General features: G+C 74.8%; 25 protein-coding genes. 2 read left to right on the top strand and 23 right to left on the bottom strand.

Annotation, left to right across the window (positions count from 1 at the left end; genetic code table 11):
• Nucleotides 1-30 precede the first annotated feature (30 nt).
• From xerD to C7Y72_RS19545, 4 genes are all read right to left on the bottom strand, one after another.
• Entirely contained in the window at nucleotides 31-1,005 is a 975-nt protein-coding gene (xerD, locus tag C7Y72_RS19560; protein ID WP_107570891.1) for a site-specific tyrosine recombinase XerD, read from the bottom strand.
• Between the two features lie 114 nt (nucleotides 1,006-1,119).
• A complete protein-coding gene (locus C7Y72_RS19555) occupies nucleotides 1,120-1,797 on the bottom strand; it encodes a DUF6989 domain-containing protein (protein ID WP_107570890.1) in 678 nt (225 codons plus the stop codon).
• Nucleotides 1,794-2,921, bottom strand: a complete 1,128-nt coding sequence (locus C7Y72_RS19550) for an MBL fold metallo-hydrolase (RefSeq protein WP_107570889.1) — start codon at nucleotides 2,919-2,921, stop codon at nucleotides 1,794-1,796. Before C7Y72_RS19550 ends, C7Y72_RS19555 begins: the two co-directional genes overlap by 4 nt.
• Nucleotides 2,922-2,941: 20 nt before the next feature.
• Complete coding sequence (locus C7Y72_RS19545) at nucleotides 2,942-3,754, bottom strand: SDR family oxidoreductase (protein WP_199224018.1); 813 nt, start codon at nucleotides 3,752-3,754, stop codon at nucleotides 2,942-2,944.
• A gap of 67 nt (nucleotides 3,755-3,821) precedes the next feature.
• On the opposite strand from C7Y72_RS19545, the gene C7Y72_RS19540 reads away from it, so the two are divergent.
• Nucleotides 3,822-5,096 carry a PucR family transcriptional regulator gene (locus C7Y72_RS19540; protein WP_199224017.1) on the top strand — a complete coding sequence of 425 codons (1,275 nt, stop codon included), beginning with the start codon at nucleotides 3,822-3,824 and terminating at the stop codon, nucleotides 5,094-5,096.
• Between the two features lie 29 nt (nucleotides 5,097-5,125).
• On the opposite strand, the gene C7Y72_RS19535 is transcribed toward C7Y72_RS19540, so the two are convergent.
• From C7Y72_RS19535 to C7Y72_RS19480, 12 genes are all read right to left on the bottom strand, one after another.
• A complete protein-coding gene (locus C7Y72_RS19535; RefSeq protein WP_107570887.1) occupies nucleotides 5,126-5,674 on the bottom strand; it encodes an NUDIX domain-containing protein in 549 nt (182 codons plus the stop codon).
• Nucleotides 5,671-6,714 (bottom strand): DUF3866 family protein, encoded by a 1,044-nt coding sequence (locus tag C7Y72_RS19530; RefSeq protein ID WP_107570886.1) that lies wholly within the window; start codon nucleotides 6,712-6,714, stop codon nucleotides 5,671-5,673. The genes C7Y72_RS19535 and C7Y72_RS19530 overlap by 4 nt, the downstream gene beginning before the upstream one ends.
• Before the next feature lie 27 nt (nucleotides 6,715-6,741).
• Nucleotides 6,742-7,368 carry a hypothetical protein gene (locus C7Y72_RS19525; protein WP_107570885.1) on the bottom strand — a complete coding sequence of 209 codons (627 nt, stop codon included), beginning with the start codon at nucleotides 7,366-7,368 and terminating at the stop codon, nucleotides 6,742-6,744.
• A 63-nt stretch (nucleotides 7,369-7,431) separates the two neighbouring features.
• Entirely contained in the window at nucleotides 7,432-8,598 is a 1,167-nt protein-coding gene (locus C7Y72_RS19520; RefSeq protein ID WP_107570884.1) for a M20/M25/M40 family metallo-hydrolase, read from the bottom strand.
• Nucleotides 8,599-8,601: 3 nt separating this feature from the next.
• A complete protein-coding gene (pyrG, locus tag C7Y72_RS19515; protein WP_107570883.1) occupies nucleotides 8,602-10,284 on the bottom strand; it encodes a CTP synthase in 1,683 nt (560 codons plus the stop codon).
• Entirely contained in the window at nucleotides 10,277-11,113 is an 837-nt protein-coding gene (locus C7Y72_RS19510) for a hypothetical protein (protein WP_107570882.1), read from the bottom strand. Before C7Y72_RS19510 ends, pyrG begins: the two co-directional genes overlap by 8 nt.
• A 58-nt stretch (nucleotides 11,114-11,171) precedes the next feature.
• A complete protein-coding gene (locus C7Y72_RS19505) occupies nucleotides 11,172-12,053 on the bottom strand; it encodes a DUF7847 domain-containing protein (RefSeq protein WP_107570881.1) in 882 nt (293 codons plus the stop codon).
• On the bottom strand, nucleotides 12,050-12,916 hold the full coding sequence (locus tag C7Y72_RS19500) for a copper transporter (RefSeq protein WP_107570880.1): 867 nt from the start codon (nucleotides 12,914-12,916) through the stop codon (nucleotides 12,050-12,052). The genes C7Y72_RS19505 and C7Y72_RS19500 overlap by 4 nt, the downstream gene beginning before the upstream one ends.
• A 32-nt stretch (nucleotides 12,917-12,948) precedes the next feature.
• Complete coding sequence (gene steA, locus C7Y72_RS19495) at nucleotides 12,949-14,142, bottom strand: putative cytokinetic ring protein SteA (RefSeq protein ID WP_107570879.1); 1,194 nt, start codon at nucleotides 14,140-14,142, stop codon at nucleotides 12,949-12,951.
• Nucleotides 14,143-14,204: 62 nt separating this feature from the next.
• Nucleotides 14,205-15,860, bottom strand: coding sequence for a DNA repair protein RecN (gene recN / locus C7Y72_RS19490; protein ID WP_158276949.1), 1,656 nt, complete (start codon nucleotides 15,858-15,860; stop codon nucleotides 14,205-14,207).
• A gap of 50 nt (nucleotides 15,861-15,910) precedes the next feature.
• Nucleotides 15,911-16,771: an NAD(+)/NADH kinase gene (locus C7Y72_RS23555; RefSeq protein WP_107570878.1), complete on the bottom strand. Its 861-nt coding sequence runs from the start codon at nucleotides 16,769-16,771 to the stop codon at nucleotides 15,911-15,913.
• Entirely contained in the window at nucleotides 16,768-17,565 is a 798-nt protein-coding gene (locus tag C7Y72_RS19480) for a TlyA family RNA methyltransferase (protein ID WP_107570877.1), read from the bottom strand. Before C7Y72_RS19480 ends, C7Y72_RS23555 begins: the two co-directional genes overlap by 4 nt.
• 133 nt (nucleotides 17,566-17,698) lie before the next feature.
• Here C7Y72_RS19480 and C7Y72_RS19475 point away from each other — a divergent pair, with 133 nt between their 5' ends.
• Nucleotides 17,699-18,058, top strand: coding sequence for an SPW repeat protein (locus tag C7Y72_RS19475; RefSeq protein ID WP_107570876.1), 360 nt, complete (start codon nucleotides 17,699-17,701; stop codon nucleotides 18,056-18,058).
• A 108-nt stretch (nucleotides 18,059-18,166) separates the two neighbouring features.
• Here the strand turns inward: C7Y72_RS19475 and C7Y72_RS19470 are convergent, their stop codons facing one another.
• From C7Y72_RS19470 to efp, 7 genes are all read right to left on the bottom strand, one after another.
• Nucleotides 18,167-18,964, bottom strand: a complete 798-nt coding sequence (locus C7Y72_RS19470) for a penicillin-insensitive murein endopeptidase (RefSeq protein WP_107570875.1) — start codon at nucleotides 18,962-18,964, stop codon at nucleotides 18,167-18,169.
• A gap of 79 nt (nucleotides 18,965-19,043) precedes the next feature.
• Entirely contained in the window at nucleotides 19,044-20,003 is a 960-nt protein-coding gene (locus C7Y72_RS19465; protein ID WP_107570874.1) for an alpha/beta hydrolase, read from the bottom strand.
• Entirely contained in the window at nucleotides 20,000-21,964 is a 1,965-nt protein-coding gene (gene dxs / locus C7Y72_RS19460) for a 1-deoxy-D-xylulose-5-phosphate synthase (RefSeq protein WP_107570873.1), read from the bottom strand. The genes C7Y72_RS19465 and dxs overlap by 4 nt, the downstream gene beginning before the upstream one ends.
• Nucleotides 21,961-22,851, bottom strand: coding sequence for a polyprenyl synthetase family protein (locus C7Y72_RS19455; RefSeq protein WP_107570872.1), 891 nt, complete (start codon nucleotides 22,849-22,851; stop codon nucleotides 21,961-21,963). The genes dxs and C7Y72_RS19455 overlap by 4 nt, the downstream gene beginning before the upstream one ends.
• Nucleotides 22,852-23,070 carry a hypothetical protein gene (locus tag C7Y72_RS19450; RefSeq protein ID WP_107570871.1) on the bottom strand — a complete coding sequence of 73 codons (219 nt, stop codon included), beginning with the start codon at nucleotides 23,068-23,070 and terminating at the stop codon, nucleotides 22,852-22,854.
• Nucleotides 23,071-23,080: 10 nt separating this feature from the next.
• Nucleotides 23,081-23,509: a transcription antitermination protein NusB gene (locus tag C7Y72_RS19445; protein WP_107570870.1), complete on the bottom strand. Its 429-nt coding sequence runs from the start codon at nucleotides 23,507-23,509 to the stop codon at nucleotides 23,081-23,083.
• Nucleotides 23,506-24,066, bottom strand: coding sequence for an elongation factor P (efp, locus tag C7Y72_RS19440; protein ID WP_107570869.1), 561 nt, complete (start codon nucleotides 24,064-24,066; stop codon nucleotides 23,506-23,508). Before efp ends, C7Y72_RS19445 begins: the two co-directional genes overlap by 4 nt.
• Nucleotides 24,067-24,094 lie beyond the last annotated feature (28 nt).

Below are 24,094 nucleotides of genomic sequence, written 5' to 3'. Positions count from 1 at the left end.
CAGATTCTGCCGGACCGGCGGACGGATGCGCTAGGTGACCGGGTCCGACGGTGCCGCGGGCGCCGCGGCGGTGGCGCGCGGGTGGGCGCGGAAGTACACGTCGCGCAGGCGCTCGGCCGACAGGTGCGTGTAGATCTGGGTGGTCGCGATGTCCGCGTGGCCGAGCATCTCCTGCAGGGCGCGCAGGTCGCAGCCACCGGCGAGCAGGTGCGTCGCGAACGTGTGACGCAGCGTGTGCGGGCTCATGCGGCCGTGCAGGCCGGCGGCGCGCGCGTGGCGCTGGACGATCTTGTACAGGCCCTGCCGGGTCAGGCCGGTGCCGCGCTGGTTGACGAACAGGTGCGGCTCGTCGCCGAGCCCCACGAGCACCGGGCGCGAGCGGGCCAGGTACGCGCGGGTGGCGTGGATCGCCTCGCGGCCGATCGGCACGAGCCGCTCCTTGTTGCCCTTGCCGCGGGCGCGCAGGACCCCGGCGTCGAGGTCGACGTCGCGGACCTCGAGACCGACCGCCTCGCTGGCGCGCAGGCCGCACGCGTACATCAGCTCGAGCAGCGCGCGGTCGCGCAGCGCGCCCGGGGTGCTGCCGCGCGGGGCGGCGAGCAGCTGGGTGATCTCGTCGCGGCTGAGGACCTGCGGCAGCTTCTGCGACTTCTTCGGGGCGCGCAGCTCGGCGGTGGGGTCGCTCTGCAGGAGGTTCTCGCGACGCAGGTGCCGGTAGAACGAGCGCAGGCACGCGGCCTTGCGCTGGATCGTCGCGGGCGCGACGGGCGGGCGGCCCTCGCTGCCGGTGGCGAGGTCGTGCAGGAAGCCGGAGAGGTGCTGGTGCTCGGCCTGCAGCACCCCGACGCCGATGCGGCCGAGGTAGGCGCCGAGCTGCAGCAGGTCGCTGCGGTACGCCTCCAGCGTGTTGCGCGACAGGCCGCGCTCGAACTCCAGGTAGGCCAGGAAGTCGAGGACGTGGTGCTCGAGGGCACGGTCGACGGGCGGGGCGGGAGCGAGAGCCATGACGTCCCGGGGTTCCACCTCGGCGGCCGCGGTCCTCGCCGGTGCAAGCCGCGCTGCGCCGCGCACGATCCCGTGCAGGCCGCCTTCCGGGCCGCGCGACCCGGTAGGGGCCGGTCAGACCGTGACGGTGAACGACGCCACGTCGATGAGGAAGTAGGCGGTCACCGCGGACCCCGTGTAGGCGGCGCTCACCAGTCCGGCGACGGCGACGCGACGCCCCAGCCGCCGGATCCCGGTGCTCGTCGCGGAGCGGTCGGCGGCGACCGCGAGCGCCGCCGCCGCGCCGAGGACCGCCTCCGCCGGGAGCACGTAGAGCGCGACCCCGGCGACCTCGCTCGCGCGGCCGGTGGGCTCCCAGATGCCGATCGTCGGGGCCAGCAGCTCGGCCCCGGCGAAGATGCCGAGCGCGAGACCGGCCGCCCGGCCCGGCCGGCCGTCCGCCCCGATGACCGCGACGGCGAGCGGCACGACCCACAGACCCGCCATCGCGAGCGTGATCGTGTCCCCGAGCCGCGGGCCGCCGATCGGCTCGAACTCGAGCGTGCCGACGAGCCCGGCGAGCACCCAGTCGGGCAGCACCTGCAGCACCGAGACGGGCAGCAGGACCGCCCAGACGGTCACCCAGTCGTCCCGGCCGACCGCCCGGGCCGCGAGCGGCAGCGCGACGTTCGCCGCGACGACGACCGCGAGCACCAGCCAGCCGCGCGCCGGCGCGTCGAGCTGGGTGCTGAGCGCGATCCCGGCGCCGAGCAGCCCCAGCAGGCCGCCGACGACGCGCAGCTCGCGGCTCACCGCCGCGGCTCGATCGTCCCGTAGTCCATGCCCCCGTGCTGGTACGTGGCGCGGATCGGCCACTGCAGCCGCACGTTCGTGAGCTCCGAGGACGGGATCACCTGCCGCCAGCGCTCGTCGCGCGGCGACGGGTCGGCGAGCGTCTTCTCGAGCACCATCGAGTCGTACTGGTCCTGCGGGTCCTCGAGCGTGTTGGCGTTCGGCACGACCTCCCGGCCGTAGAACTCCGCGTAGCGCCGCACGCCCGGGATCCGTGACCGGTCGGGCTGCCAGTTGTCCAGCGAGACGCCGTTCTCGGAGCTGACCCAGACGCCGTCGGGGGTGTTGACGACGAGCGAGTGGTTGCCGTCGGTGTGGCCGGGGGTCCAGACGATCGCGACCCCGATCCCGAGCTCGACCGAGCCCTCCAGACGGCCGAACCGCTCGGTCTGCGCGTGCTCGAGCGCCCCGGGCACGTACCAGGCCCACTGCATCGGGTGGAGGTCCTCGAGCGTCGCGATCTCGCGGTCCTGGGCGAGCACGAGCGCGTTGGGGAACAGCGGCGCGCGCGGCGCCGTCTCCCCCGGGATCGGCGCGGTGGTCCCGAGGATCATCCGGGCGTCCTGCACGTGCAGGTGGTCGAAGCTCACGTAGTCGACGTCCTCGGCCCGCAGGCCGCAGGCGCGCAGGGCGCCGTCGGTGTCGTTGCGGTAGCGCGCGAAGACGTTGTCGGCCAGCCAGTCACCGCGCGGCACGCGGTCCAGGAGCGCCCGGGTCTGCCGGTAGAACGGCGCCTTGGCCGACCCCTCCGGGACGGTCGGCTCCCACACGAGCGTGCGCGGAACGCCGTGGAAGTCCTCGTACTGCACGATGACCATGCGGTTGGTGATGAAGATGTAGGGCACCGGCAGCGGCACCGCGTTGTGGAACGCGAACCCGGTCGGGTACGGGGCGACGACGAGGTCGACGCTGCGCACGCCGAGCACCTCGCCCTGGGCCTTGAACCGCGCCTTGAAGGTCTCCGCCCCCTCGCGCAGCGCCGCGAGCCGGCGGCCGCGCGGCCAGACGGCGCGGGCCTCGTCGAGCTCGGGGATCGGCCGCAGTCCGGCGGCGTCGAGGGTCGGGGTGGCGACGGTGATGGCCATGGTGGTGCTCCGGGTCGGGATCAGCGGGGGTGGCGGTCGGCGAACGCGCGCTGGCGCCGCCGGGCGTCGGCGACGATCGCGGGAAGCAGGTGGGCGGCGGCACCCGGGAACGCGGCGCCGACGCGCAGCACGCCGCGCCAGCGCGGGTGCACGCGCACCATGCGCGGGCGGTCGAGCAGCCGGACGGCGACGTCGGCGACGTCGCCGGGCTGCATCATCCCGCCCTGCCACGACGGCCAGGCGTCGGGGTCACGGGCGAGGTCGTGCAGCATCGGGGTCCACATGCCGTCGGGGCACAGCGCGCTGACGTGCACGCCGCGGTGCCCGGTGATGCGGAGGTCCAGGGCGGTGCCGATCGAGTAGGCGAGCGCGGCGTGCTTGGTGGCGCCGTACACGGTCTCGTGCGGGGCCGGGGTGATCCCGGCGGTCGAGACGACGTTCAGCACGTGACCGGTCCCGGCGGGCAGGAAGCGTCGCAGCGCGGCCGTGGTGCCGTTCATCGTGCCGTGGAGGTTCACGTCGACGAGCAGCCGGCGGCGCTCGTGCTCGGTGCTCCAGGCGGGACCGACGGCGAGCACGCCCGCGTTGTTGACCCAGACCCCGAGGTCGGGGAGGTCCTCGGCGAGCGCCAGGCAGGCGTCGGCGTCGGCCACGTCGAGGCGCACCGCACGGCCGCCGAGCTCGTCGGCGAGCGTCGCGGCGGCGGCGTCGTCGAGGTCGGCGATCACGACGTGGTGGCCCCGGGCGGCCAGGCGCCGGGCGATCTCCGCGCCCAGCCCCTTGGCACCGCCGGTGACGACGGCGCTGGACCGGGAGCTGAGGGACGGGGACACAGCTCGATGGTCGCCGCCCGCGAGCCCCGGCCACTGTGATCCGGTGACACCCGATACCGTGATCGTTGTGAGCACGTCCCCGGTTCCGCTCGCCACGCAGGCCGCCGCCGACCGGGCGCTCGTCGCCGTCGCCGGCCAGCTGCTCGACGACGCCGACGCGGTCGCCGCGGTGCTCGTCGAGGCCTTGCTGCGCGAGGTGCCGGAGGTCTCCGGCGATCCGCTGAGCGCGGAGGAGACGCGCCGCTCGGTGCGGGCGGCGCTCGTGCTGCTCGTCGGGGCGTGGCGGCGCGGCGCACCGCCGGAGCGGGTCGCCCCACCCCCCGAGGTCCAGTTCCAGATCGGCGTCATGGCCCGCGACGGCATCCCGATCGGGGCGCTCCTGCGGATCGGGCAGGTCGCCCACGGCGCGTTCGCCGACGTGTGGGACGAGCGGCTCGCCGGGCTCGGGCTGCGCGCGGAGGTGCTCGCGGTCGCGATGCGCCGCGCCCACCAGCTGACCTTCCAGTGGTTCACCGGCCTGACGCGGCAGCTGTCGGCCGTGTACGAGGCCGAGCGCGAGCGGCTCGCGCGCACGCCGGAGCGCGTGCGGCGCGAGGCCGTCGACGCGGCGCTCAGCGGGCGCACCGTGGACGTCGACGCGCTGAGCCGCACGGCGGCGTACGAGTTCCGCCGCCGCCACGTCGGCCTCGTGCTGTGGCGCGACGCCCCGGTGCTCGACGGGGTGCCCGCCGTCGCCGACCCGCAGCCGATCTTCGCCGGGGTGTCGCGCGCGGTCGCCGACGCGCTCGGTGCGGCCCCGCCGCTGGTGGTGGCCGCCGCCAGCGGCGTGGCGTGGGCGTGGATCGCGCTGCGCGACGACCCCGATCCCGCACGGGTGCGCGAGGCGATCGAGGTGGCGTGCCCGCCGGAGCTGTCGATCGCCCACGGCGACCCGGCCCCCGGCCTGCCGGGCTTCCGCGCCACGCACGAGGACGCGCTGGCCGCCGCGGGGATCGCGATGGGCAGCGCCGCGCGCGACCGGGTCGTGTCGTTCGCGGCGGTCGAGCTCGTCGCGCTGGCCGGCGGCGACCGGGCGCGGGCGCGGCGGTTCGTGGCCCGCCATCTCGGGCCGCTCGCGGCGGCGGGCGCCGAGCCCGCCCGGCTGCGCGCCACGGTGCGCGTGCACCTGCAGGAGCACGAGCACCGCGGTGCGACCGCCGCCCGGCTCGGCGTGCACCCCAACACGGTCAGCAACCGGGTGCGCGCGGCGGAGGAGCTGATCGGCCGGCCGCTGCGCGAGCGGTCGCTGGAGCTGCGGGTGGCGCTGGAGCTGCGCGAGCAGCTCGACGCCGACTTCGGGTGAGCGCCCCGTACGGGCGCCGGTGGTCGCGGTCAGGCGCGGGCGGCGGCGCGCTCGGCCTTCAGCCAGAGCAGCGCGACGAGCGTCTTCGAGTCCCGCGTGGCGGCGATCGCGCCGTCGAGGTCGTCCAGCGGCCAGGCGACGAGCTCGATCCGCTCGTTCTCGCCGGAGTCCTCGAACGGCACGTCGCGCAGGCCGGTGGCCCGGTAGATCGTGACGACCTCGCCGAGCACGCCGACGGCGGCGTACATGTCCTTGAGGTGCTCCCAGTGGTCGGCGGCCTTGCCGATCTCCTCGGCGAGCTCGCGCTTGGCGCACTCCAGCGGCGGCTCGCCGTCCTTGTCGCGGCGTCCGGCGGGGATCTCCAGGACGTCGGGGTCGCCGACCGCCTCGCGGGGCTGCCGCACGAGGTGGACGACGTCGTCGTCGACGGCCAGCACCGCGACGGCCCCCGGATGGGTGATGACCTCCCGCTCGACGGTCTCCCCGTCGGGGTAGCGGAACCGGTCGCGGCGGACCGAGATGATCCGGCCCTCGTAGATCAGCTCGCCGCCGACGTGCTCGAAATCGCGCTCGCTCACGGGGTGATCCTCGCAGCCAGGGCGGCGCCACAGGCGAGCGCCGCCGCGAAGAACGGCGCGTCCTCGTCGATCGAGCGGCCCATCGTGCGGGCCGGCAGGCCGCTCGCCCGGTAGCCGTCGAGGTCCGCGTCGAGCTCGGTGACCGTGTGGCCGAGGCCGGTGACGCGCGCCACGGGCAGGACGCCGTCGGCATCCGGGGTGCGTGCGGGCCCCACCGGCAGCGCGACCTCGACGGGCGCCAGCAGCAGCCGCAGGACGGTCGCGGTGTGGTGGCTGAGCCCCTGGTGGCGCGGCCGCGGGTCCCCGCTGCTCATCCGCGCGCAGAGGACGACGCGGCAGCCGAGCGCCAATCCCGTGTGCGCGCTGTCGAGCGCGATCAGGCCGCCGTGGCCGAGCGCGCTGCCGGAGCCGAGGATGCCCGGGCCGGGACCGACGACGGCGGCGTCCCAGCCGAGGTCGTGCAGGCCGTGCTGGAGCGCCCCGGCGGTGGTGATCGCCTCGCCCTGCCCGCCGAACGCGGGCGCCGCGGTGAGGTGGCCGGCGAGCAGGCCCTCGTCGAGCATCCGGGCGACGACGCGGGAGTGCCCGCCCGGCAGCGCACCGCCGGCGGTCTGGACGTAGCCCAGGCGCCCGCCGGAGGCCGTGCGGGAGAACGCCCAGGCGATCGGCGCGAGCTGGCCGTGCAGGCCGAACACCGCGGCGGGCCGGCCGAGCGGGACGTGCAGGTCCTCCCCCTCGACCGGGAGCACGGCGTGCTGCAGCGACGTGTAGTTCAGCTTCATCACGTGCGCGCCGGGCACGCCCGACCGGCCGAGCCCGCGCGTGAGGTTCACGTGCAGGACGTCCGCCCCGCCGCTGCCGAGCGCGAGGTCGACCGCCTGCGTGTTGACGACGACGTCGTCGCCGGCGGCCGTCTCGCCGTGCAGCGCGACGTCCCCGAAGGCGCGCCGCTCCCGCCCCTCGATCTCGACGGTGAACGCCTGCTGGGTCCCCTCGGGGGGATCGGCGTGCAGGACGGTGCCGCGGCGCAGGACGAGCATCGCGGCGACCCTACGGGATCGCGCCGCTCAGGCCGCGCGCCCGCGGCGGGCGTGTCCGCGGCGGTCCGCGCGTGCCGCGGCGCGCGCGGTGGCCCGGCGCTCCGCGCGACCGGGCCCGCCCGCACGCGCCCCGCCGGGGGCGACCGCGTCGCACGCCTCGCAGCGGGCGGGCTCGAGCGTCGCGGCGGTCTGGGACAGCAGCGGGCCGACGTGGTCGAGCGCGTCGAGCGGCACGAGCATCGCGACCGACGTGCCCGCGAGGACGACGAGGGCCTCCTCGTCCCGCACGTCATGTACGTCGTCGGCGAGGTGGACGAGCAGCAGCGTGGCGGGGCCGTGCTCGGGCGGCTGATGGTCGGCGGCGTCGGCGGGCATCGCGAGGCCCTCCGGGTCGGGCGGCCCCGCCTCCCGGAGCACCCCGTCGGGGTCGGGGACCGGGTAGGGGCAGCCGCAGACGAAGCAGCGCGGGTCGTGCCCGGCCTGCCCGCGCCGGCGCAGCGACGCGCGGAGCATCCGCAGGCCCGAGGCGACGTCGTGCGCGGGGCCGTCGATGCGGATCCGCGCGATGTCGTTCCAGCAGTAGAGCGTCGCCACGCCGGGCTCCGCGATCGGTCGGCACTCGTGCGTGCCCGGGGTGAGGATGGCGAACCACATGGCCGCACCCAAGCACCGCTCGGGCGCACCGACGGCCGCCGTCACGCGATCAGGGGTGCGCTGTCACGCTTCCGGCGCGAACCGGGGGTCCGCCGCGGCGTCGAGCAGCGCGAAGGTGAGGTCGAGCATGTCCTCGAGCGCCTGGTCGCTGACGCGCTCGGAGGTCTGGTGGTTGCGCTCGGTGCCGTTGGCGAGGTTCACGAACGGCGGCCCGCCGGCGGCGATGATCGCGTTGGCGTCGGTGCCGCCCCCGGTGACGATGTGGCGCGGCGCGTAGCCGCACGCGCGCAGCGCCTCCTCGGCGATGCGGACCGCGGGCAGGTCGGGCGCCTGCCGGTAGCCGGCGAAGAGGCGGGCGACCTGCAGGTCCAGGTCGCACGGGGCGTCCGGGTCGTTGGCGGCGTCGTGGAACGCGTCGACGACCTGCCCGACGACCTCCTCCGCCCGGGCGGCGTCCAGGGAGCGGACCTCGGCGAGGACCGTCGCGTGCTCCGGCACGACGTTCGTCGCCCCGGCGGGCCCGCCGCGCACGTGCCCGGCGTTCGCGGTGGTCTGGTCGTCGAGCCGGCCGTGCGGCATCGCGACGACCGCCCGGGCCGCGGCCCGGACCGCGCTGCGCCCCGTCTCGGGACGGATCCCGGCGTGGGCCGCGGCACCGAGGAAGTGGCCCTCGATCCGGTAGTAGGTCGGGGACGCGAGCGCGATCTCCCCGATCGGGGACGCGTGGTCGTAGACGTAGCCGAGGTCGCAGCGCAGCGTCGAGACGTCGAACGCCGAGGCGCCCAGCAGTGCGGTCTCCTCTCCCGCGGTCAGCAGCAGCTCGACGCCGACCGGGGCCCCCTCGGCCACCAGCCGACGGGCGGCGACGAGCAGCACGGCGAGCGCGGCCTTGTTGTCGGCCCCGAGGATCGTCTCCCCCGCGCTCTCCCACCCCCCGTCCACCCGGACGGGCTCGACGACCCCGTCGTGCGGCACGGTGTCCAGGTGCGCGCACAACCCGACCGACCGGTCGGTCGGGTGCGCCGCGGGGATCCGGACCAGCAGGTTGCCGCTGCCCAGGCCCGTCTCCGCGGCCGTGCCGTCCTCGTGGACCGCGAGGCCCAGGCCGGTCAGCTCGGCCGTCACGCGGTCGGCGATCGCGCGCTCCTCGCCCGTCACCGAGCGGATCGCGCACAGCTCGCCGAAGAGCGCGTGCAGGCGCTCGCGCTCGGCCGCGTCGGCGCGCCGCACGGCTCAGGCCGGGTGCGCGGCGGAGCCGCGCGAGACCTGCACGTCGCCGTCCGGGTGCTCGGACCGCGCACGGCCCATGGCGGCGCCGACGAACTCGCGGAACAGCGGCGCCGGACGCTCCGGGCGGGACTTGAACTCCGGGTGGTACTGGGACGCCACGAAGAACGGGTGGTCTGCCAGCTCGACCACCTCGACGAGCCGCTCGTCGGGCGACGTGCCGGACACGACGAGCCCGGCGGCCTCGAGCCGCTTGCGCAGGCTGATCGACACCTCGTAGCGGTGGCGGTGGCGCTCGTAGACGACCGCCTCCCCGTACAGCTCGCGGGCGCGCGTGCCCTCGTGCAGCTTCACCGGGTCGGCGCCGAGGCGCATCGTGCCGCCGAGGTCCGCGACCTCCTTCTGCTCGGGCAGGAGGTCGATCACCGGCCACTCGGTCTCGATGTCGAACTCGGTCGAGTTCGCGCCCGGCATGTCGGCCACGTGCCGCGCGAACTCCGCGACCGCGATCTGCATGCCCAGGCAGATGCCCAGGTACGGGATCCGCTGCTCGCGCGCCACGCGCGCCGCGCGGATCTTCCCCTCGACGCCGCGGCCGCCGAAGCCACCGGGCACGAGGATGCCGTCGTGGTCGCCCAGGCGCTCGCGCGCCACGGCGTCGTCGGTCAGCGTCTCCGAGTCGACCCAGTCGAGCTCGATCTTGCCGCCGTGCAGGATCCCCGCGTGGCGCAGCGCCTCCGCGACCGACAGGTACGCGTCCTCGAGCTGCACGTACTTGCCGACGAGCGCGATCCGCACCGGCTGCGTCGCCTGCTTGGCGCGCTCGACCACGGCCTCCCACTCGGCCAGGTCCGCGTCGCGCGGCGGCACGATGCCGAGCTGGTCCATGACGAACGTGTCGACGCCCTGGTCGTGGTACCAGAGCGGCACCTCGTAGATGTCGCTGACGTCCTTGGCGGAGACGATCGCCTCGACCGGCAGCGACGCGAACAGCGCGATCTTCTTGCGGATGTCCGACGAGAGCTCCGACTCCGACCGGCACAGGAGCATGTCGGGCTGGATCCCGATGCGACGCAGCTCGTTGACCGAGTGCTGCGTCGGCTTCGTCTTCAGCTCGCCGGCGTGCCCGATGTACGGCACGAGCGTCAGGTGCATGAACAGGCAGTTGCGCCGGCCCACGTCGACCGGGAACTGGCGGATCGCCTCGAGGAACGGCAGCGACTCGATGTCGCCGACGGTGCCGCCGATCTCGGTGATGACGACGTCGACGTCCGAGGTCTCCGCGATCAGCTTGATCCGGTTCTTGATCTCGTCGGTGATGTGCGGGACGACCTGGACGGTGCCGCCGAGGTAGTCGCCGCGGCGCTCGCGCCGGATGACCGAGTTGTAGATGCCGCCGGCGGTGACGTTCGAGGCGCGCGACGCGTTCGTGTCGGTGTAGCGCTCGTAGTGGCCGAGGTCGAGGTCCGTCTCGGCGCCGTCCTCGGTCACGAAGACCTCGCCGTGCTGATACGGCGACATCGTGCCCGGGTCGACGTTGATGTACGGGTCGAACTTCTGCAGGCCGACCGTCAGGCCGCGGGAGACGAGGATGCGCCCGATCGACGCGGCGGCGATCCCCTTCCCGAGCGACGACACGACGCCGCCCGTGACGAAGATGTACCGGGTCTTGGATGTGGTGTCAGGCACGGTGCACTCTCCCGAGCGAGTCTAGGTGACGGAATCCTGGGGTGCGTTCGACGAACGCGGAAATTGAGCGGAATTCGCCGTACGCGGTCAGCGCCAGCAGGACGGCGGCGGCGAGCAGCAGCCCGGAGGTCGAGTCGAGCGTGCCGACGAGCCAGACGCCGGCGGCCGCCCCGATGGCGTTGGAGCCCGTGTCGCCGAGCATGCCCCGCTCGCGCAGGTCGAAGAGGCCGCAGACGACCACGACCGCGGTGAAGGTGGACATCCCCTGCAAGAGCGCCTCGTCCCACGCCAGCACGGCGCAGCCCGCGACGACGAGCAGGTACGCCTTCACCGCGCGGCCGGGGCGCAGGTCGACGAGGTTGAAGAGGTTCGTCGCGAGCGTCAGCACGAGCGCGCTCGCCAGCCAGCGGGCGTCGTCGTCGCCGTAGGCGCCGTACGTCGTCCCCAGCGCCAGGCCGGCGATCCCGACCGCCTTCAGGGCGCCGGTGGAGAACTCGCCGCGCAGCGTGGCCCGCAGGTGGCCGCGCAGGCCCCGCGAGGCGCTCGAGAACGCGTCGTCGGCGAGCCCGAGGACCGACACGAGCACCGGGAACACGAAGCCGCTGAGGGCCAGCACCTCCGGGTCGGCGCCGAGCACGACCGCGGCGCAGAGCGGCACGAACGCCACCGACAGGGCGGCCGGGAACAGCAGGCCCAGCGGGCACGGCAGCGGCACGCCTCGGTAGTTGGTGACCGTGAAGCCCCCGTCGGCGAGGCTCCGCAGCAGCGGGCCGGCGATCACCGCCGCGACGGCGGCGGCGATGACGAACGACACGAGCAGCTCCGGCACGGACGGGCAACCTAGCTGAGGGCGCGGACGACCCGCCCTGCGGCCCGCCCGGGATCGCTCAGGAGCCGGGGCGCGGCGGCTCCCACCCGGCGGGCGGGCGGGGCGGCGGCGGCAGGTCGGTGAAGCCGGGCGGCTGCCAGGGCGCCTCGGGGGCGCGGAAGGCGTCGTCCTGCGACGGTGCGGTGCCCGGCCCGGCGCCGGACGGCCCATCGGCCGCACCGACCCCGGTCGAGCGGGCGACGAGCGTGAAGAACAGGACCGTCGTGGCGAGCGCCTGGAAGGAGAGCGTGAACGGCTCGACGATGATCGCGGCGATCAGCAGCGGCAGCGCGCTGTCGCTGCTCTCGGCCAGCCCGACCGCCGGCAGCGTGGCGATGCCGCCGACGATGCCCGCGAGCAGGTTGATCACCAGCAGGACGCCGAGCGTCCACCAGGCGTTGCCGCGCACGAGCTCGAACGAGCGGCGCAGCGCCTCCCCGCCGGTGCGGCCCTCGACCGCGACCACCTGCGCGGCGACCGCCAGGTGCGTCAGCAGGTAGATGCCGGGGATGATCAGCGCGAGGAAGCCGAGGATCGTGACGAGGCCGGCGAGCACGACGACGACCAGCAGCGGGGTGAAGACGTCCAGGCCCTCGCGGACCGCCTCGCCCGCGGTCGGGGTCCGTCCCTGCTCGATCGCGAGGATCGCGCGGACCTGCATCGCCGTGATCAGCGGCACGGTCACCAGCGCGGAGACGGCGCTGGGCACGAGCGTCTCGGCGGCGGAGGGACTCTCGTCGTAGCCGGCGGTGAGCTGCCCGAGGCCGATCCCGCCGACGATCAGGTCGACCGGGATGACGACCCCGGCCGCGAGCAGCAGGAACAGCCCCAGGTGCGCGCGGTAGAGCGCGAAGGACGTGTCGAGCAGCTGTCCCAGCGAGCGGTCGCTGGTGAGGTTCATGGTGTTCCTCCCACCACGTCGGGCAACAGGGCGTCGGCGCTGTCCTTGATGCCGAAGGTCCCCTCGGCTCCGGCCAGGGTCAGGACGAGCCCGGCCCGGCCCTCGATGCGGTCCAGCGCGTCGACGCTGGACAGGTCACGGTCCTCGTACCAGCCGATCTGGGACGGGTCGGCGTCGGAGTCCTCCGCGCCGACCACGCGCATCGCGGTCTCCCGCAGGCCCTGCACGAAGCCCTCCTCGAACCCGGCGCGGGTGCGCTCCGGCGCGCCCTCGAGCTTCGGCGGGCGGCGGATCAGGACGACCATCGTGACGTCGTCGAGGGAGCCGTTGAGGGTGCGGAAGAGCGTCGGGCGCAGGCGGCCCAGCAGCTCGCCGCCGGAGACCAGCTGGACGCCCATGCGGACGCCGAGCGCCTGCGCGAGGTCCTCGTCGCCGACCGCGAGGTTCTCGTAGCGGGTGTCGGCGGCGCGCTGGGCGAGCTGCGGCACGTCCAGCGGCTCGCGCACCACGCCGACCGCCACGACCCGGCCGCCGGTGTCCTCCAGGGCGGTGCGGACGTCGTCGGCGAGGTCCTCGGAGCCCTCCCCCAGGAAGAGCACGGCGACGCGCTGCCCGAGCAGCCGGTCGGCGACGAGCGGCGCGTACACCTCGGAGGCGAACCGCTGGCTCTCGGCGACGTCGGCGCGCAGCTCGTCGGCGCGCCGGTTGGCGTCGGCGACGTCGGAGCGCAGGTTCGAGCGCAGCTGGCGCTCGGCGCTGGAGACGAGGCCCTCGTCCCCGATCGCGACGCCGAGGAGCAGCCCGATGAGCAGGGCGACGAAGACGGCGACGAGCGAGAGCGCGTGGTAGCGGAAGTCGAACACGAGGCGGCCGGGAGGCTAGCGATCGGAGGTGGTCACAGGTCGAAGCCCAGCAGGACGCGGAGCTTCAGCCACAGCAGGTCGGCGACCTCGCGCAGCCCGGGCGTGAGCAGCACGACCGCGACGAGCGTCACGAACCCGGTGAGCAGGACGAGCCAGATCGGGGCGGCGCGCGGCAGCGGCCGGTACAGCCGGCTGACGCCCTTGGCGTCGACGATGATCTCGCCGAGCCGCAGGCGGGTGAGGAACGTCGAGCTCATCCCCCGCCGGTTCTTGTCGAGGAACTCCATGAGGTTGAGCTGGGCGCCGACCGAGACGATCAGCTCCGCGCCCTTCTCGGCGGCGATGAGCATCGCGACGTCCTGGCTCGTGCCCGGGGCCGGTACGACCTTGTGCGCGAGCCCGAGGCTCTCGAGGTGGTCGCGGCCGGGCGCGCGGCCGTCGCTGTAGGCGTGGACGACGAGCTCGGCGCCGCAGCGCAGCGTGCGCTCCTGCGCGGAGTCCATGTCGCCGACGATCATGTCGGGGCTGAAGCCCGCCTCGAGGATCGCGTTGGCGCCACCGTCGACCCCGACGAGCACGGGCTTGACGTCGCGGATGTACGGCCGCAGCGCCTGCAGGTCGGACTGGTGGTCGACGCCGCGCACGACGATCAGCGCGGGCCGGTCGCGGAAGTCGGTGTCGAACCGGGGCAGCTCGATGCGCCCGGAGAGCAGCTCCTGCTCCTCGACCATGTGCTCGATCGTGTTGCGCGCGAACGCCTCGAGCGCCTCGCCGATGTCGGCGCGCGCCTGCTCGTTGGCGGCCCGGACGTCGGCGGGCTCCTGCACGGTCCCGGTGGCGACGACCTCGCCGTCGATGAGGACGGTGCCGCCGCGGACCTCGATCGGGTCCCCGTCGTCGACCGCGTCGAAGATCCCGTCGCCGTCGAGGTCCACGAGGTGGATGCCGGCCTGGACGAGCAGCAGGGGTCCCATGTTCGGGTAGGTGCCGCTGCTCGACGGGCGGCAGTTGAGGACCGACACGACGCCGGCGGCGATGAGGTCCTCGGCGCCGACGCGGTCGAGGTCCTTGTGGTCGATCACCGCGACCTCGCCGGGACGCAGGCGCTTGACCAGCATCTTCGTCTTGCGCCCGCGGCGCACGGGCCCGCGCACCACCCGCACCCCGGAGGGGTCGGGCGAGCCGCCAACGGGCTGGGATCCGGTCGACCGGCGGCGCAACGCCATTGCGCGCGAGTCTACGGCGCGCCCCCGTCGGGTCGCCGTCCGCGGTCCCTCCCGCGGGCCGCTCAGGCGGCCTTCAGCAGCTCCTTGGCGTGCCGTCGCGCGGCGACGTCGTCGGCCTCCGCGCCGAGCATCCGGACGAGCTCGCCGACGACCTCGCGCTGCTCGAGCGTCCGCACCGTGGTGCGCGCGGGCTCGACGCTGACGTCCTTCTCGATCGAGAAGTGCCGCGCGGCCAGCGACGCGATCTGCGGCAGGTGCGTGATGCAGACGACCTGGCGCCCGGCCCCGAGCTCGCGCAGCTGCTCGCCGACCGCCCGGGCGGTGACGCCGCCGATGCCGGCGTCGACCTCGTCGAACACGAGCGTCGCGCCCGACCCGTCGTTGGCGACGCCCATGATCGAGAGCATCACGCGGGAGAGCTCGCCGCCCGAGGCGATGTCGCGCAGCGGGCCGGCGGGCACGCCCGGGTTCGCCGCGATGAGGAACTCGACCGCGTCGGCGCCCGTGGCGGTCGGCTCGCGCTCGGTGACGACGACCTCGAACCGCGCGGCCTCCATCGCCAGCGCCCCGAGGCGCTCGCGCACGGCCTGCGCGAACAGCGGGGCCTGCGCCTCGCGGGCGGCGCGCAGCTCGCGGGCGCGGGTGTCGAGCTCGGCCCGGGCGGCGTCGAGCTCCGCGGTCGCGTTCTCCATCGCCACCTCGGCGCCCTGGAGCTCGTCGCGGCGAGCGCGGCAGGTCGCGGCGTGCTCGAGCACCGCCTCGATCGACCCGCCGTACTTGCGCTGCAGCCGGTCGAGCACCGTGAGCCGCTCCTCGGTCGCCTCCAGCGCCTCCGGGTCGGCGTCGAGGCCGTCGACGTAGCGGCGCAGCTCGCCCGCGACGTCCTGCGCCTCGTAGCCCAGCGCCCGGACCCGCTCGGTCAGCCGGTCGAGCTCGGCGTCGACGCCGCCGACGCCCTCCAGGCCGGCCGCGCCGCCGCCGAGCAGCGACACGACCCCTTCGCCGTCCTCGGGCGCGAGCGCGTCCGCCGCCTCGTGCGCGGCCAGCCGCAGCGCCTCGACGTGGCGCAGCCGCTCGCGCGCGCCGCGCAGCTCGGCGGCCTCGGCCACGTCGGGCGCGGCCGCCTCGATCTCCGCGAGCTCGAACTGCAGCAGGTCGAGCTCGCGCTCGCGCGCGCCCGCGACCTCGCGCAGCTCCTCCAGCCGCCGCTCCAGGCCCCGGGCCCGGGCGTGGACCGCGCCGAACGCGGCCCGGCGCTCGAGGTGCCCGGGCCCGCAGGCGCTGTCGAGCAGGTCCAGCTGCGCGGTCGCCAGCGTGAGCTTGCGGTGCTCGTGCTGCCCGTAGAACGAGATCAGGCCGGCCGCGATCTCCTGCAGGTCGGAGACCGTCGCGGTCCGCCCGCCGACGTAGGCGCGGGTGCGCCCCTCCGCGCTCACGCGGCGCGCGAGCACGAGGTCCTCCGCGTCCTCGGGCAGCCGGTCCCCGATCGTCGCGCGCAGCGCGTCGGGCAGGTCGAAGACCCCCTCGACCCACGCCTCGGACGCCCCCGGGCGCACGATGCCCGCCCGGGCCTTGCCGCCGAGCAGCAGGTCGAGCGCGTGCGCGAGCACGGTCTTGCCCGCGCCGGTCTCCCCGGTCAGGACGTTGAGGCCCGCCGTGAGCCGCAGCTCGGCCCGCTCGATCAGGAGGAGGTTCTCGACGCGGAGTTCGTGGAGCACGCCGCCGAGTGAACCACCGGCCACGGACGGAACCGGGGCGAACAGACGTTCTAGGAGGAGAGGCGGCCGAACTTCTCCCGCAGGCGGCGGTAGAAGCTCGTGCCGGGCAGCTGCGCCAGGTCGGCCGCCTCGCGCACGAACCGGGCGGTGATCCGCTGCCCGGGGCCGAGCTCGCCCACGGGCCGGCCGTCCACCGAGAGGTCGACCGCGCCGAGCGAGCGGTTGAAGATCGTCAGCTCGTCGTCGGGGGCGACCACGAGCGCCCGGGCGGTCAGCGAGTGCGGGGCGATGAACGAGACCGCGAAGCCCTCGACGCCCCAGGCCATCACGGGGCCGCCGTTGGCGAGGTTGTAGCCGGTCGAGCCCGCCGGGGTGGCGACGACGAGGCCGTCGCAGCGGACGCTGCCGACCTCCTCGCCGTTGCTCGCGTAGGCGAGCGTCGCGACCCGCTCCCCGACCTTGCGATGGATCGAGATGTCGTTGATCGCCGCCTGCGGGCCACCGGGCAGCTCCAGTGCGATCGCCGGGAGCGTCAGCGTCTCGAAGTCGCCGCGCAGCGCCTGGCGGAACGCCTCCGCGCCCCCGTCGTCGTCGGGGTCGACGGTCGCGAGGAAGCCGACCTCGCCGAAGTTCACGGCGAACACCGGGACGCTCGTGCCGGCGTAGCGCCGCAGGGCGCGCAGGATCGTGCCGTCGCCGCCGAGCACGATGCACAGCTCGACGTCGTCGATCAGCGGCGCGTCGACCGCGACGACGTCCTGGGCGGCGAGGTGGTGCTTGCGGGTCTCGTCGGGGTCGAAGCGCAGCAGCACCCCGGCCTCGCGCGCGACCTGGACGAGCGTGTCGAGCACCGAGCCGGTCTGCACGGGCCGCTGGTGCGTGAGCACGGTGACGGAGCGGCGCGGGGTCACGGCTCGACCTCCCGGGCGGCCGCCTCGAGATCGGTCACGGCCCCGTCGCGGCCCGGCTCGGCGAGGTGCACGAACGTCTCGCGGTTGCCCTTGGGGCCCGGCAGGCCGGAGGACGCGAAGCCCAGGACGGTGGCGCCGGAGCCGTCCCGGGCGGCGGCGGCGACGGCGACGAGCGCGGCGCGCCGGTCGTCGGCGTCGCGGACCACGCCGCCCTTGCCCAGGCGCTCGCGGCCGACCTCGAACTGCGGCTTGACCATCGCGAGGACGTCGTGGCGCGCCGGGTCCAGGCAGGCGAGGACCGCCGGCAGGACCTTCGTCAGCGAGATGAACGAGACGTCGCAGACCACGAGGTCGGGAGCGTACGGCAGCTGGTCCGGGGTCAGCGCGCGGGCGTTGGTGCGCTCGACGACCGTGACCCGCTCGTCCGTGCGGACGTTCCAGTGCAGCTCCCCGTAGGCGACGTCGAGCGCCACGACGTGGGCGGCGCCGCGCTGCAGCAAGCAGTCGGTGAACCCGCCCGTGGAGGCGCCGACGTCGAGCGCCCGGCGCCCGGCGACCTCGATCGCTCGCGCGTCGAGCGCGTTGGCGAGCTTCACGCCGCCGCGGGACACGTAGCGCGGGGCCTCGTCGACGGTGACGACGGCGTCGTCGGGGACGAGCTGGCCGGGCTTCTGCGCGCGGGCGCCGTCGGTGCCCAGTCGCACCTCGCCCGCCATCACCGAGGCGGCGGCGCGACTGCGCGACGCGAACAGGCCGCGCTCGTGGAGCAGGGTGTCCAGGCGGACCTTGGGCATCGGCGTGCGACACCGTAGCGCCGAACCCGCGCCGCCCGTGCAGCGGGACGCCCAGCCCGGGGCGAACGGCCGTTCGGGTGTGTGCCTGGTGTCACAGACGAACGTCCGTCCGCCCGCCACGATCCGGAGGCAGATGACCGCGTTCCGCCTCATCCCCCTCCAGGCCCACGGCGCCCTCGAGATGCTCGTCGGCATCCTCACGATGGTCGCGCCGTTCGCCCTCGGGTTCGACCCGGCGGGCACCGTCCTGGCGGTCGTGGTCGGCGCGGCGCTGGTCGGCCTCGCGCTCGGCTCCACCACCGACGAGCGCGGTGTCCCGGCCGTCCCGGTCGCCACGCACCACGCGGCGGACTACGGCCTGGCGATCGGCGTCGGCGGCGCGGCCCTCGTGCTCGGCGTCGCCGGGGACTCGGTCGCGGGCTTCACGCTCGCGGGCATCGCGGCGCTGCAGCTCGCGCTGAACCTCAGCACCCGGTACAGCGCGCGCGCCTGACCGGCACACAGACTTCTCTCAGAGATCCACGCACGACCCACATAGCAGTATCTCTCCTCCCCGAAAGCGGCCCGCCTCCCAGCGGGCCGTTTTCTTTGCCCGGGCGGGCTAGCGTCCGCCGACGCCGTCGGGGTCCGGGATCCGCACGTGGAGGTGGTCGTCGTGGTGGGGCAGCTTCGACACGCGAGCTTTCGGTCCGCGCAGGCGGACGTTGCGCCCGACGAACACGAACTCCGCGCCGCGCGCGAGGAAGCGGTCGACGAGGTCCTGGCTGAGCCGCCGGTCGACCTGGGAGGCGCGCGCGGGCTCGATCGGGAGCCGGTCCTTGCGGGGGTAGTAGATGTCCACGTCGAGGCCGTTCTGGTGCGAGGCGTGCCCCAGCCCGCCGTAGCGCTGGTCGAAGATGCCGCCGCGCGGGCGGCTGAGGTCGCCCACGAGGATCGGTGGCGACTCCGGGTGCGCGGCGCGGTGCTCGGCGAGGACCTCGAGCACGGTGGCGACGAGGACGTCGGTCCCCCACCGCCGCCAGGCGCGGCTGGGGCTGCGCTGCAGCGGCGCGTCCCAGGTGCGGTGGTCGGGGCCCTGCGCCGGGAGGAGGACGCCGTTCTCCAGCCGGCCGTCGCGGAACGGGCGGCCGAGGGCGCGGGACGCGGGCGCGGTCCCCATGGAGGGCGGGGTCGGGACCGGGGTCGGGGTGGCGGCGGGCGTGGGCGCCGGGACGGCCGGGGCCGGCGCGAGGGCGGGCGGCAGCGGCGTGGCGCGGGCGACCGCGGAGCCCGACGGGGCGGCGGTCCGCGCGGTCAGGCCGGGCGGGCGCAGGCCGTCGCTGCGCTCGGTCACCGCGGCGACCGCGGCCCCGGCGCCGAGCACCACGGAGGCGAGGAGGAGCAGGAGCGGTCCGCGCATCGGTCCCGCAGGATGCCGGATGCGACGCTCGTCGCGCGCCGCCCGCAACGGCGACGCGGACGCGGGCGACGGCGGCGACTCAGCCGAGCAGGCGGCGGGTCTCGCGGCCGAGGTCTTCGAGGAGCACGAGCGCCTCGTCGACCGCGCCACCCCAGCGCAGGAACCCGTGCGCCATCCCGGCGTGCACGCGCGTGGACGCCTCCACCCCGGCCTCCTGCAGGCGCTGCGCGTAGCGCAGGCCGTCGTCGCGCAGCGGGTCGATCTCCGCGACGGCGACGTACGCGGGCGCGAGGTCGGCGAACGAGGCGGCGGCCAGCGGCGCGAAGTCGGGGTCCCGCAGCCGCGCGCCGGCGTCGCCGCCGGCGTACGCGTCGAGGAACCAGCGCATCTGGTCGGCGCGCAGCATGTCGCTGTCGGCGTGCTCCGTGAACGACGGGCTCGCCCCGGTCGGGTCGAGCGCCGGGTAGACGAGCACCTGGCCGTGGAGCGCGAGGCCGCCGTCCCGCGCGCGGCGCGCGCACGCGGCGGCGAGGTTGCCGCCCGCGCTGTCGCCGCCGACGGCGACGCGGCCCTCCTCGATGGCGAGCATCTCGGCCCCGTCGGGCCCGGCCGCCCAGCGGACCGCGCTCCACGCGTCGTCGAGACCGGCGGGGAACGGGTGCTCGGGCGCGAGCCGGTAGTCGATCGAGAGGACGGCGTGCCCCGAGGCGGCGCAGATCGCGCGGCAGGCGGGGTCGATGCCCGCGAGGTCCCCCATCACCCAGCCGCCGCCGTGGAACCACACGAGCACCCCGGCGGGGCCGTCGGCGAGGTCCTGCGGCAGGTAGTAGCGGGCGGGGATGCCCTCGGTGTCGGGTCCGTCCTGGCGAGGCACGCGGAGGTTCTGGACGTGCGCGACGTCCTCCGGGGGCCCGCCGAGCGCCCGGGCGGTCTCGGCGTAGCCGGCGCGTAGCGTGTCGAGGTCCAGCGGCCCGTCCGTGGGGGCGGTGACGAGCGCGGCGACCTGCGGGTGCAGGCCGCCGCCGGGGCCGGCGCTCATGCGGTGCCGACGGGCGTCCCGGTCGACGCGCCGATCGCCTCGAGGACGCGCCGGGCCACCGCCTCGCCGGTGAAGCCGATCTCCTCGTGCAGCAGGGCGGGCTTGCCGTGGGTGATGTAGCGGTCGGGCACCCCGATCCGCAGGATCCGCGCGTCGGCGCCGGGCGTGGGGTGCTCGTTGAGGGCCTCCCAGACGGCGCTGCCGAAGCCACCGGCGAGCACGCCCTCCTCGAGGGTGACGAGCAGCTCGTGGTCGGTGGCGAGCCGCGTGGCGAGCTCGAGGTCGATCGGCTTGGCGAACCGCGCGTCAGCGACGGTGACCTCGAGTCCGTGCTCGTCGCGCAGCCGGTCGGCCGCGTCGAGGGCCTTCTGGACCCCGGTGCCGTAGCCGAGCAGCGCGACCCGGGTGCCCTCGCGCAGGACCTCGCCGCGACCGATCTCGATCGGGCGGATCTCCTCGGGGGCGGGCAGCGGCACGCCGACGCCCTCGCCGCGCGGGTAGCGCAGGGCGATCGGGCCGTCGTGCAGCAGCGCGGTGCGCAGCATGTGGCGGAGCATCGCCTCGTCGCGCGGCGCCATGCAGACGATGTTCGGCAGCGACCGCAGGTAGGCGATGTCGAAGACGCCGTGGTGGGTCGGGCCGTCGTCGCCGACGAGCCCGGCGCGGTCCATGGCGAGGACGACGTTGAGCTCCTGCAGGCAGATGTCGTGGACGATCTGGTCGTAGGCGCGCTGCAGGAACGTCGAGTAGATCGCGGCGACGGGCTTGACGCCCTCGAGCGCGAGACCGGAGGCGAACAGCAGCGCCTGCTGCTCGGCGATGCCGACATCGAAGTAGTGCTTGGGCTCCGCCTTCTGGAGGATGTTGAGGCCGGTGCCGGAGTTCATCGCTGCGGTGATGCCGACGACCCGGCGGTCACGGCGGACCTCCTCGACCATCGCGTCGCCGAAGACCTTCGTGTACTGCGGCGGGGCGGGCTTGGCGTCCGCCGGGGCGGGCTTGGCGGCGACGGGGCTGCCGTTGGCGATCGACTTGGGCTTAGCGGCGTGCCACTGCTCCATGCCCTCGAGGCCGCCCTCCTCGGCGGGGGCGAAGCCCTTGCCCTTGACGGTCGCGACGTGCACGACGACGGGCCGCTCGGCGGCGAACGCCTGCTTGAGCGCGAGGCGCAGCGCGCGGACGTCGTGGCCGTCGATGACGCCCATGTACGCCCAGTCGAGCTCCTCCCAGAGCAGGCCGGGAGCCCAGAAGGCCTTGATCGACTCCTTGAACTGCGGGCCGAGCTTCTCGATCGCGGCGCCGAGCCCGCCGGGCAGGTCGACGAGGTTCTTCTCCATGCCCTCGCGCGCGTGCCAGAGCTTGGGGTGCAGCCGCACGCGGTTGAAGTAGCGGGAGAGCGCGCCGACGTTCGGCGAGATCGACATGCCGTTGTCGTTGAGGACGACGACGAGCGGGGTGCCGAGGCCGCCGGCCTGGTGGATGGCCTCGAAGGCGACGCCACCGGTCATGGAGCCGTCGCCGATGACGGCCGCGACCTTGCCGACCTGCGGCTTCTGGCCGCGCAGGAGCATGCCTTCCTTGAGCCCGACGCCGTAGCCGATCGAGGTCGAGGCGTGACCGGCGCCCATGATGTCGTGCTCGGACTCGAACGTGGCGCAGAACGGGGCGAGGCCCCCGTACTGGCGGATCGTGTGGAGCTCGTCGCGGCGGCCGGTCAGGATCTTGTGCGGGTAGGCCTGGTGGCCGACGTCCCAGAGGATCTTGTCGCGCGGCGAGTCCAGCAGCGAGTGCAGCGCGACGGCGAGCTCGCACGTGCCGAGGTTCGCGCCGAAGTGGCCGCCGATCTCGCCGACGGTGTCGATGATGTGCTCACGGACCTCCTGCGCGACCTGCGCGAGCTGCTCCTCGGTGAGGCCGTGGAGGTCCTGGGGGCGGTCGATGCGGTCGAGGATGCGAGTCATGCGGTCCTGGTCAGGATGAAGTCGGTGATCTGCTCGAGCTCGTCGGCTCGTCCGTCGTGGGCGGCGGCCGCCGTGGCGAGCGTCGTCCGGGCGTCCTGGTGGCAGCGGGCTGCGAGCTCCCGCGCGCCGTCGAGGCCGAACTCCGACACGTACGTGCGCTTGCCGTGTCGTTCGTCGCTGCCCTGGGGCTTGCCCAGGTCCGCGTCGGTCCCGGTCACGTCGAGGATGTCGTCGACGATCTGGAAGAGCACTCCGATCTCGGTGGCGTACTGGCGATAGGCCATTGTCGCAGGTTCCTTGATGCCCCCTAGAAGCAGTACGCCGACGACCGAGGCGCCGATCAGGCGGCCGGTCTTCAGGGCGTGAAGGGCGCGGAGCTCCTGCGCGGTGGTGGCGGTGCCGGCGACGTCGATGTACTGCCCGCCGACCATCCCGTCGACCCCGGTGGCGGCGGCGAGCTCGGCGGCCGCCGCGATGACGTCGGCGGGGTCCATCGCCCCGACGGCGGTGGTGCTGCGCAGGAGCAGGTGGAACGCCTCGGCGTAGAGCGCGTCCCCGGCAAGAATCGCGACGTCCTCCCCGTACTTGACGTGGCAGGTCGGGCGGCCGCGACGCAGGTCGTCGTCGTCCATCGCCGGGAGGTCGTCGTGGATCAGCGAGTAGGTGTGGACGAGCTCGAGCGCGGCGGCGTACGGGAGCACGGCCTCGTGCGGCAGGCCGACGGCGCGCGCGGTCGCGAGCGCGAGCACCGGCCGGATCCGCTTGCCGCCCGCGAGCAGGCTGTAGCGCATGGCCTCCTGGAGCCCGTCGGTGGCGCCGGGCGGCGCGAACGACAGCCCCTCCAGGTAGGCCTCGACCTCGTCGCGCAGCGCGTCCGGGTAGCCCATCTAGAGCAGCTGGTCCTGACCGGGGAGCGGCTCGGAGGCGGCGACGCGGGCGAGCCGCTCGAGCTCGGCGGAGGCCTGCGAGGCGAACGTGGCGCACTGCTCGACGACGGAGGCGGCCTGGTCGGGGTCGAGCTCGCCGGTGCGCAGCTGGTCGGCGGCGGTCTCGAGCCGCTCGATCAGCCGGTCGAGCTGTTCGTGGGTGTCGGGCGCCTCGCTCATCGCGTCCCGATCATCCCGCATCGCCGTCGGCATCGGCGGGCGCGGCGCGGTGCTCGCGCAGCGCGGCGTCGAGGATGCCGTTGACGAACGACGGGGCCTCGGCGCCGCAGAACGTCTTGGCGGTCTCGACCGCCTCGTCGATCGCGCCCTCGGCCGGGATCGGCTGGTCGCCGGGCGCAGCGTCGGGGTGGAGCATCTCGAGCAGCGCGACGCGGAGGATCGCCTTCTCCAGCGGGGCGATGCGGTCGACGGTCCAGCCGGTGGCGTGGCGCTCGACGATCGCGTCGAGCTCCTCGGCGTAGTCGGCGGTCGCGTAGGCGAGTGCGCGCGTGAACTCGCTGGCGTCGCGCTCGAAGACGTCGTCGAGCTCGCGGCCGGTGAGCTCGTGCTGGTAGAGCGCGAAGACCGAGGCGCGCCGCTGGTCGGAGCGGCGGCTCACACGCGGGACATGTACTGGCCCGTCTCCGTCTGGACCTTCACGCGGTCCCCGACGTTGACGAACAGCGGCACCTGGATCTCCGCACCGGTCTCGACCGTCGCGGGCTTGTTGCCGCCACCGGAGGCCGTATCGCCGCGCAGGCCCGGCTCGGTGTGCGTGATCTCCAGCTCGACCGAGGCGGGCAGCTGGATGTCCGCGGGCTGGCCGTCGATGAACAGCAGGTCGACCGTCTCGTTGGGCTTGACCCAGCGGAGCTTGTCGCCCAGCGCCTTCTCGGGGATGGCGGTCTGCTCGAACGTCTCGGCGTCCATGAAGTGCGCGTCGGCGCCGTCCGAGTACAGGAAGGTCTCCTTGCGGGCCTCGGTGCGGACGCTGCGGAACTTCTCGCCGGCCCGGAAGGTCTTGTCGATGATGTTGCCGTCGGTGGTGCGGCGGAGCTTCGTGCGCACGAACGCGGGCCCCTTGCCCGGCTTGACGTGCTGGAACTCCACGACCTTGTAGATGACCCCGTCAACCTCGATGTGGTTGCCGTTCTTGAGCTGGTTGGTGCTGATCACGGTCCCCAGAGCGTAGTGCCGCGCGGCG

Origin of the sequence: Paraconexibacter algicola, assembly GCF_003044185.1 — a bacterium.
Taxonomy (GTDB): Bacteria; Actinomycetota; Thermoleophilia; order Solirubrobacterales; family Solirubrobacteraceae; genus Paraconexibacter; species Paraconexibacter algicola.
This window is presented reverse-complemented; position numbering and strand designations above follow the sequence as displayed.

Bases quoted from the DNA above. Each gene is read 5' to 3' on its own strand.
- C7Y72_RS19480 (WP_107570877.1), bottom strand. From the start codon at position 17,565: ATGCCCAAGGTCCGCCTGGACACCCTGCTCCACGAGCGCGGCCTGTTC.
- C7Y72_RS19530 (WP_107570886.1), bottom strand. From the start codon at position 6,714: ATGCTCGTCCTGCGCCGCGGCACCGTCCTGCACGCCGATCCCCCCGAG.
- C7Y72_RS19470 (WP_107570875.1), bottom strand. From the start codon at position 18,964: ATGCGCGGACCGCTCCTGCTCCTCCTCGCCTCCGTGGTGCTCGGCGCC.
- C7Y72_RS19525 (WP_107570885.1), bottom strand. From the start codon at position 7,368: ATGTGGTTCGCCATCCTCACCCCGGGCACGCACGAGTGCCGACCGATC.
- xerD (WP_107570891.1), bottom strand. From the start codon at position 1,005: ATGGCTCTCGCTCCCGCCCCGCCCGTCGACCGTGCCCTCGAGCACCAC.
- C7Y72_RS19450 (WP_107570871.1), bottom strand. From the start codon at position 23,070: ATGAGCGAGGCGCCCGACACCCACGAACAGCTCGACCGGCTGATCGAG.
- C7Y72_RS19475 (WP_107570876.1), top strand. From the start codon at position 17,699: ATGACCGCGTTCCGCCTCATCCCCCTCCAGGCCCACGGCGCCCTCGAG.
- dxs (WP_107570873.1), bottom strand. From the start codon at position 21,964: ATGACTCGCATCCTCGACCGCATCGACCGCCCCCAGGACCTCCACGGC.
- C7Y72_RS19505 (WP_107570881.1), bottom strand. From the start codon at position 12,053: ATGAACCTCACCAGCGACCGCTCGCTGGGACAGCTGCTCGACACGTCC.
- steA (WP_107570879.1), bottom strand. From the start codon at position 14,142: ATGGCGTTGCGCCGCCGGTCGACCGGATCCCAGCCCGTTGGCGGCTCG.
- C7Y72_RS19550 (WP_107570889.1), bottom strand. From the start codon at position 2,921: ATGGCCATCACCGTCGCCACCCCGACCCTCGACGCCGCCGGACTGCGG.
- C7Y72_RS19465 (WP_107570874.1), bottom strand. From the start codon at position 20,003: ATGAGCGCCGGCCCCGGCGGCGGCCTGCACCCGCAGGTCGCCGCGCTC.
- C7Y72_RS19455 (WP_107570872.1), bottom strand. From the start codon at position 22,851: ATGGGCTACCCGGACGCGCTGCGCGACGAGGTCGAGGCCTACCTGGAG.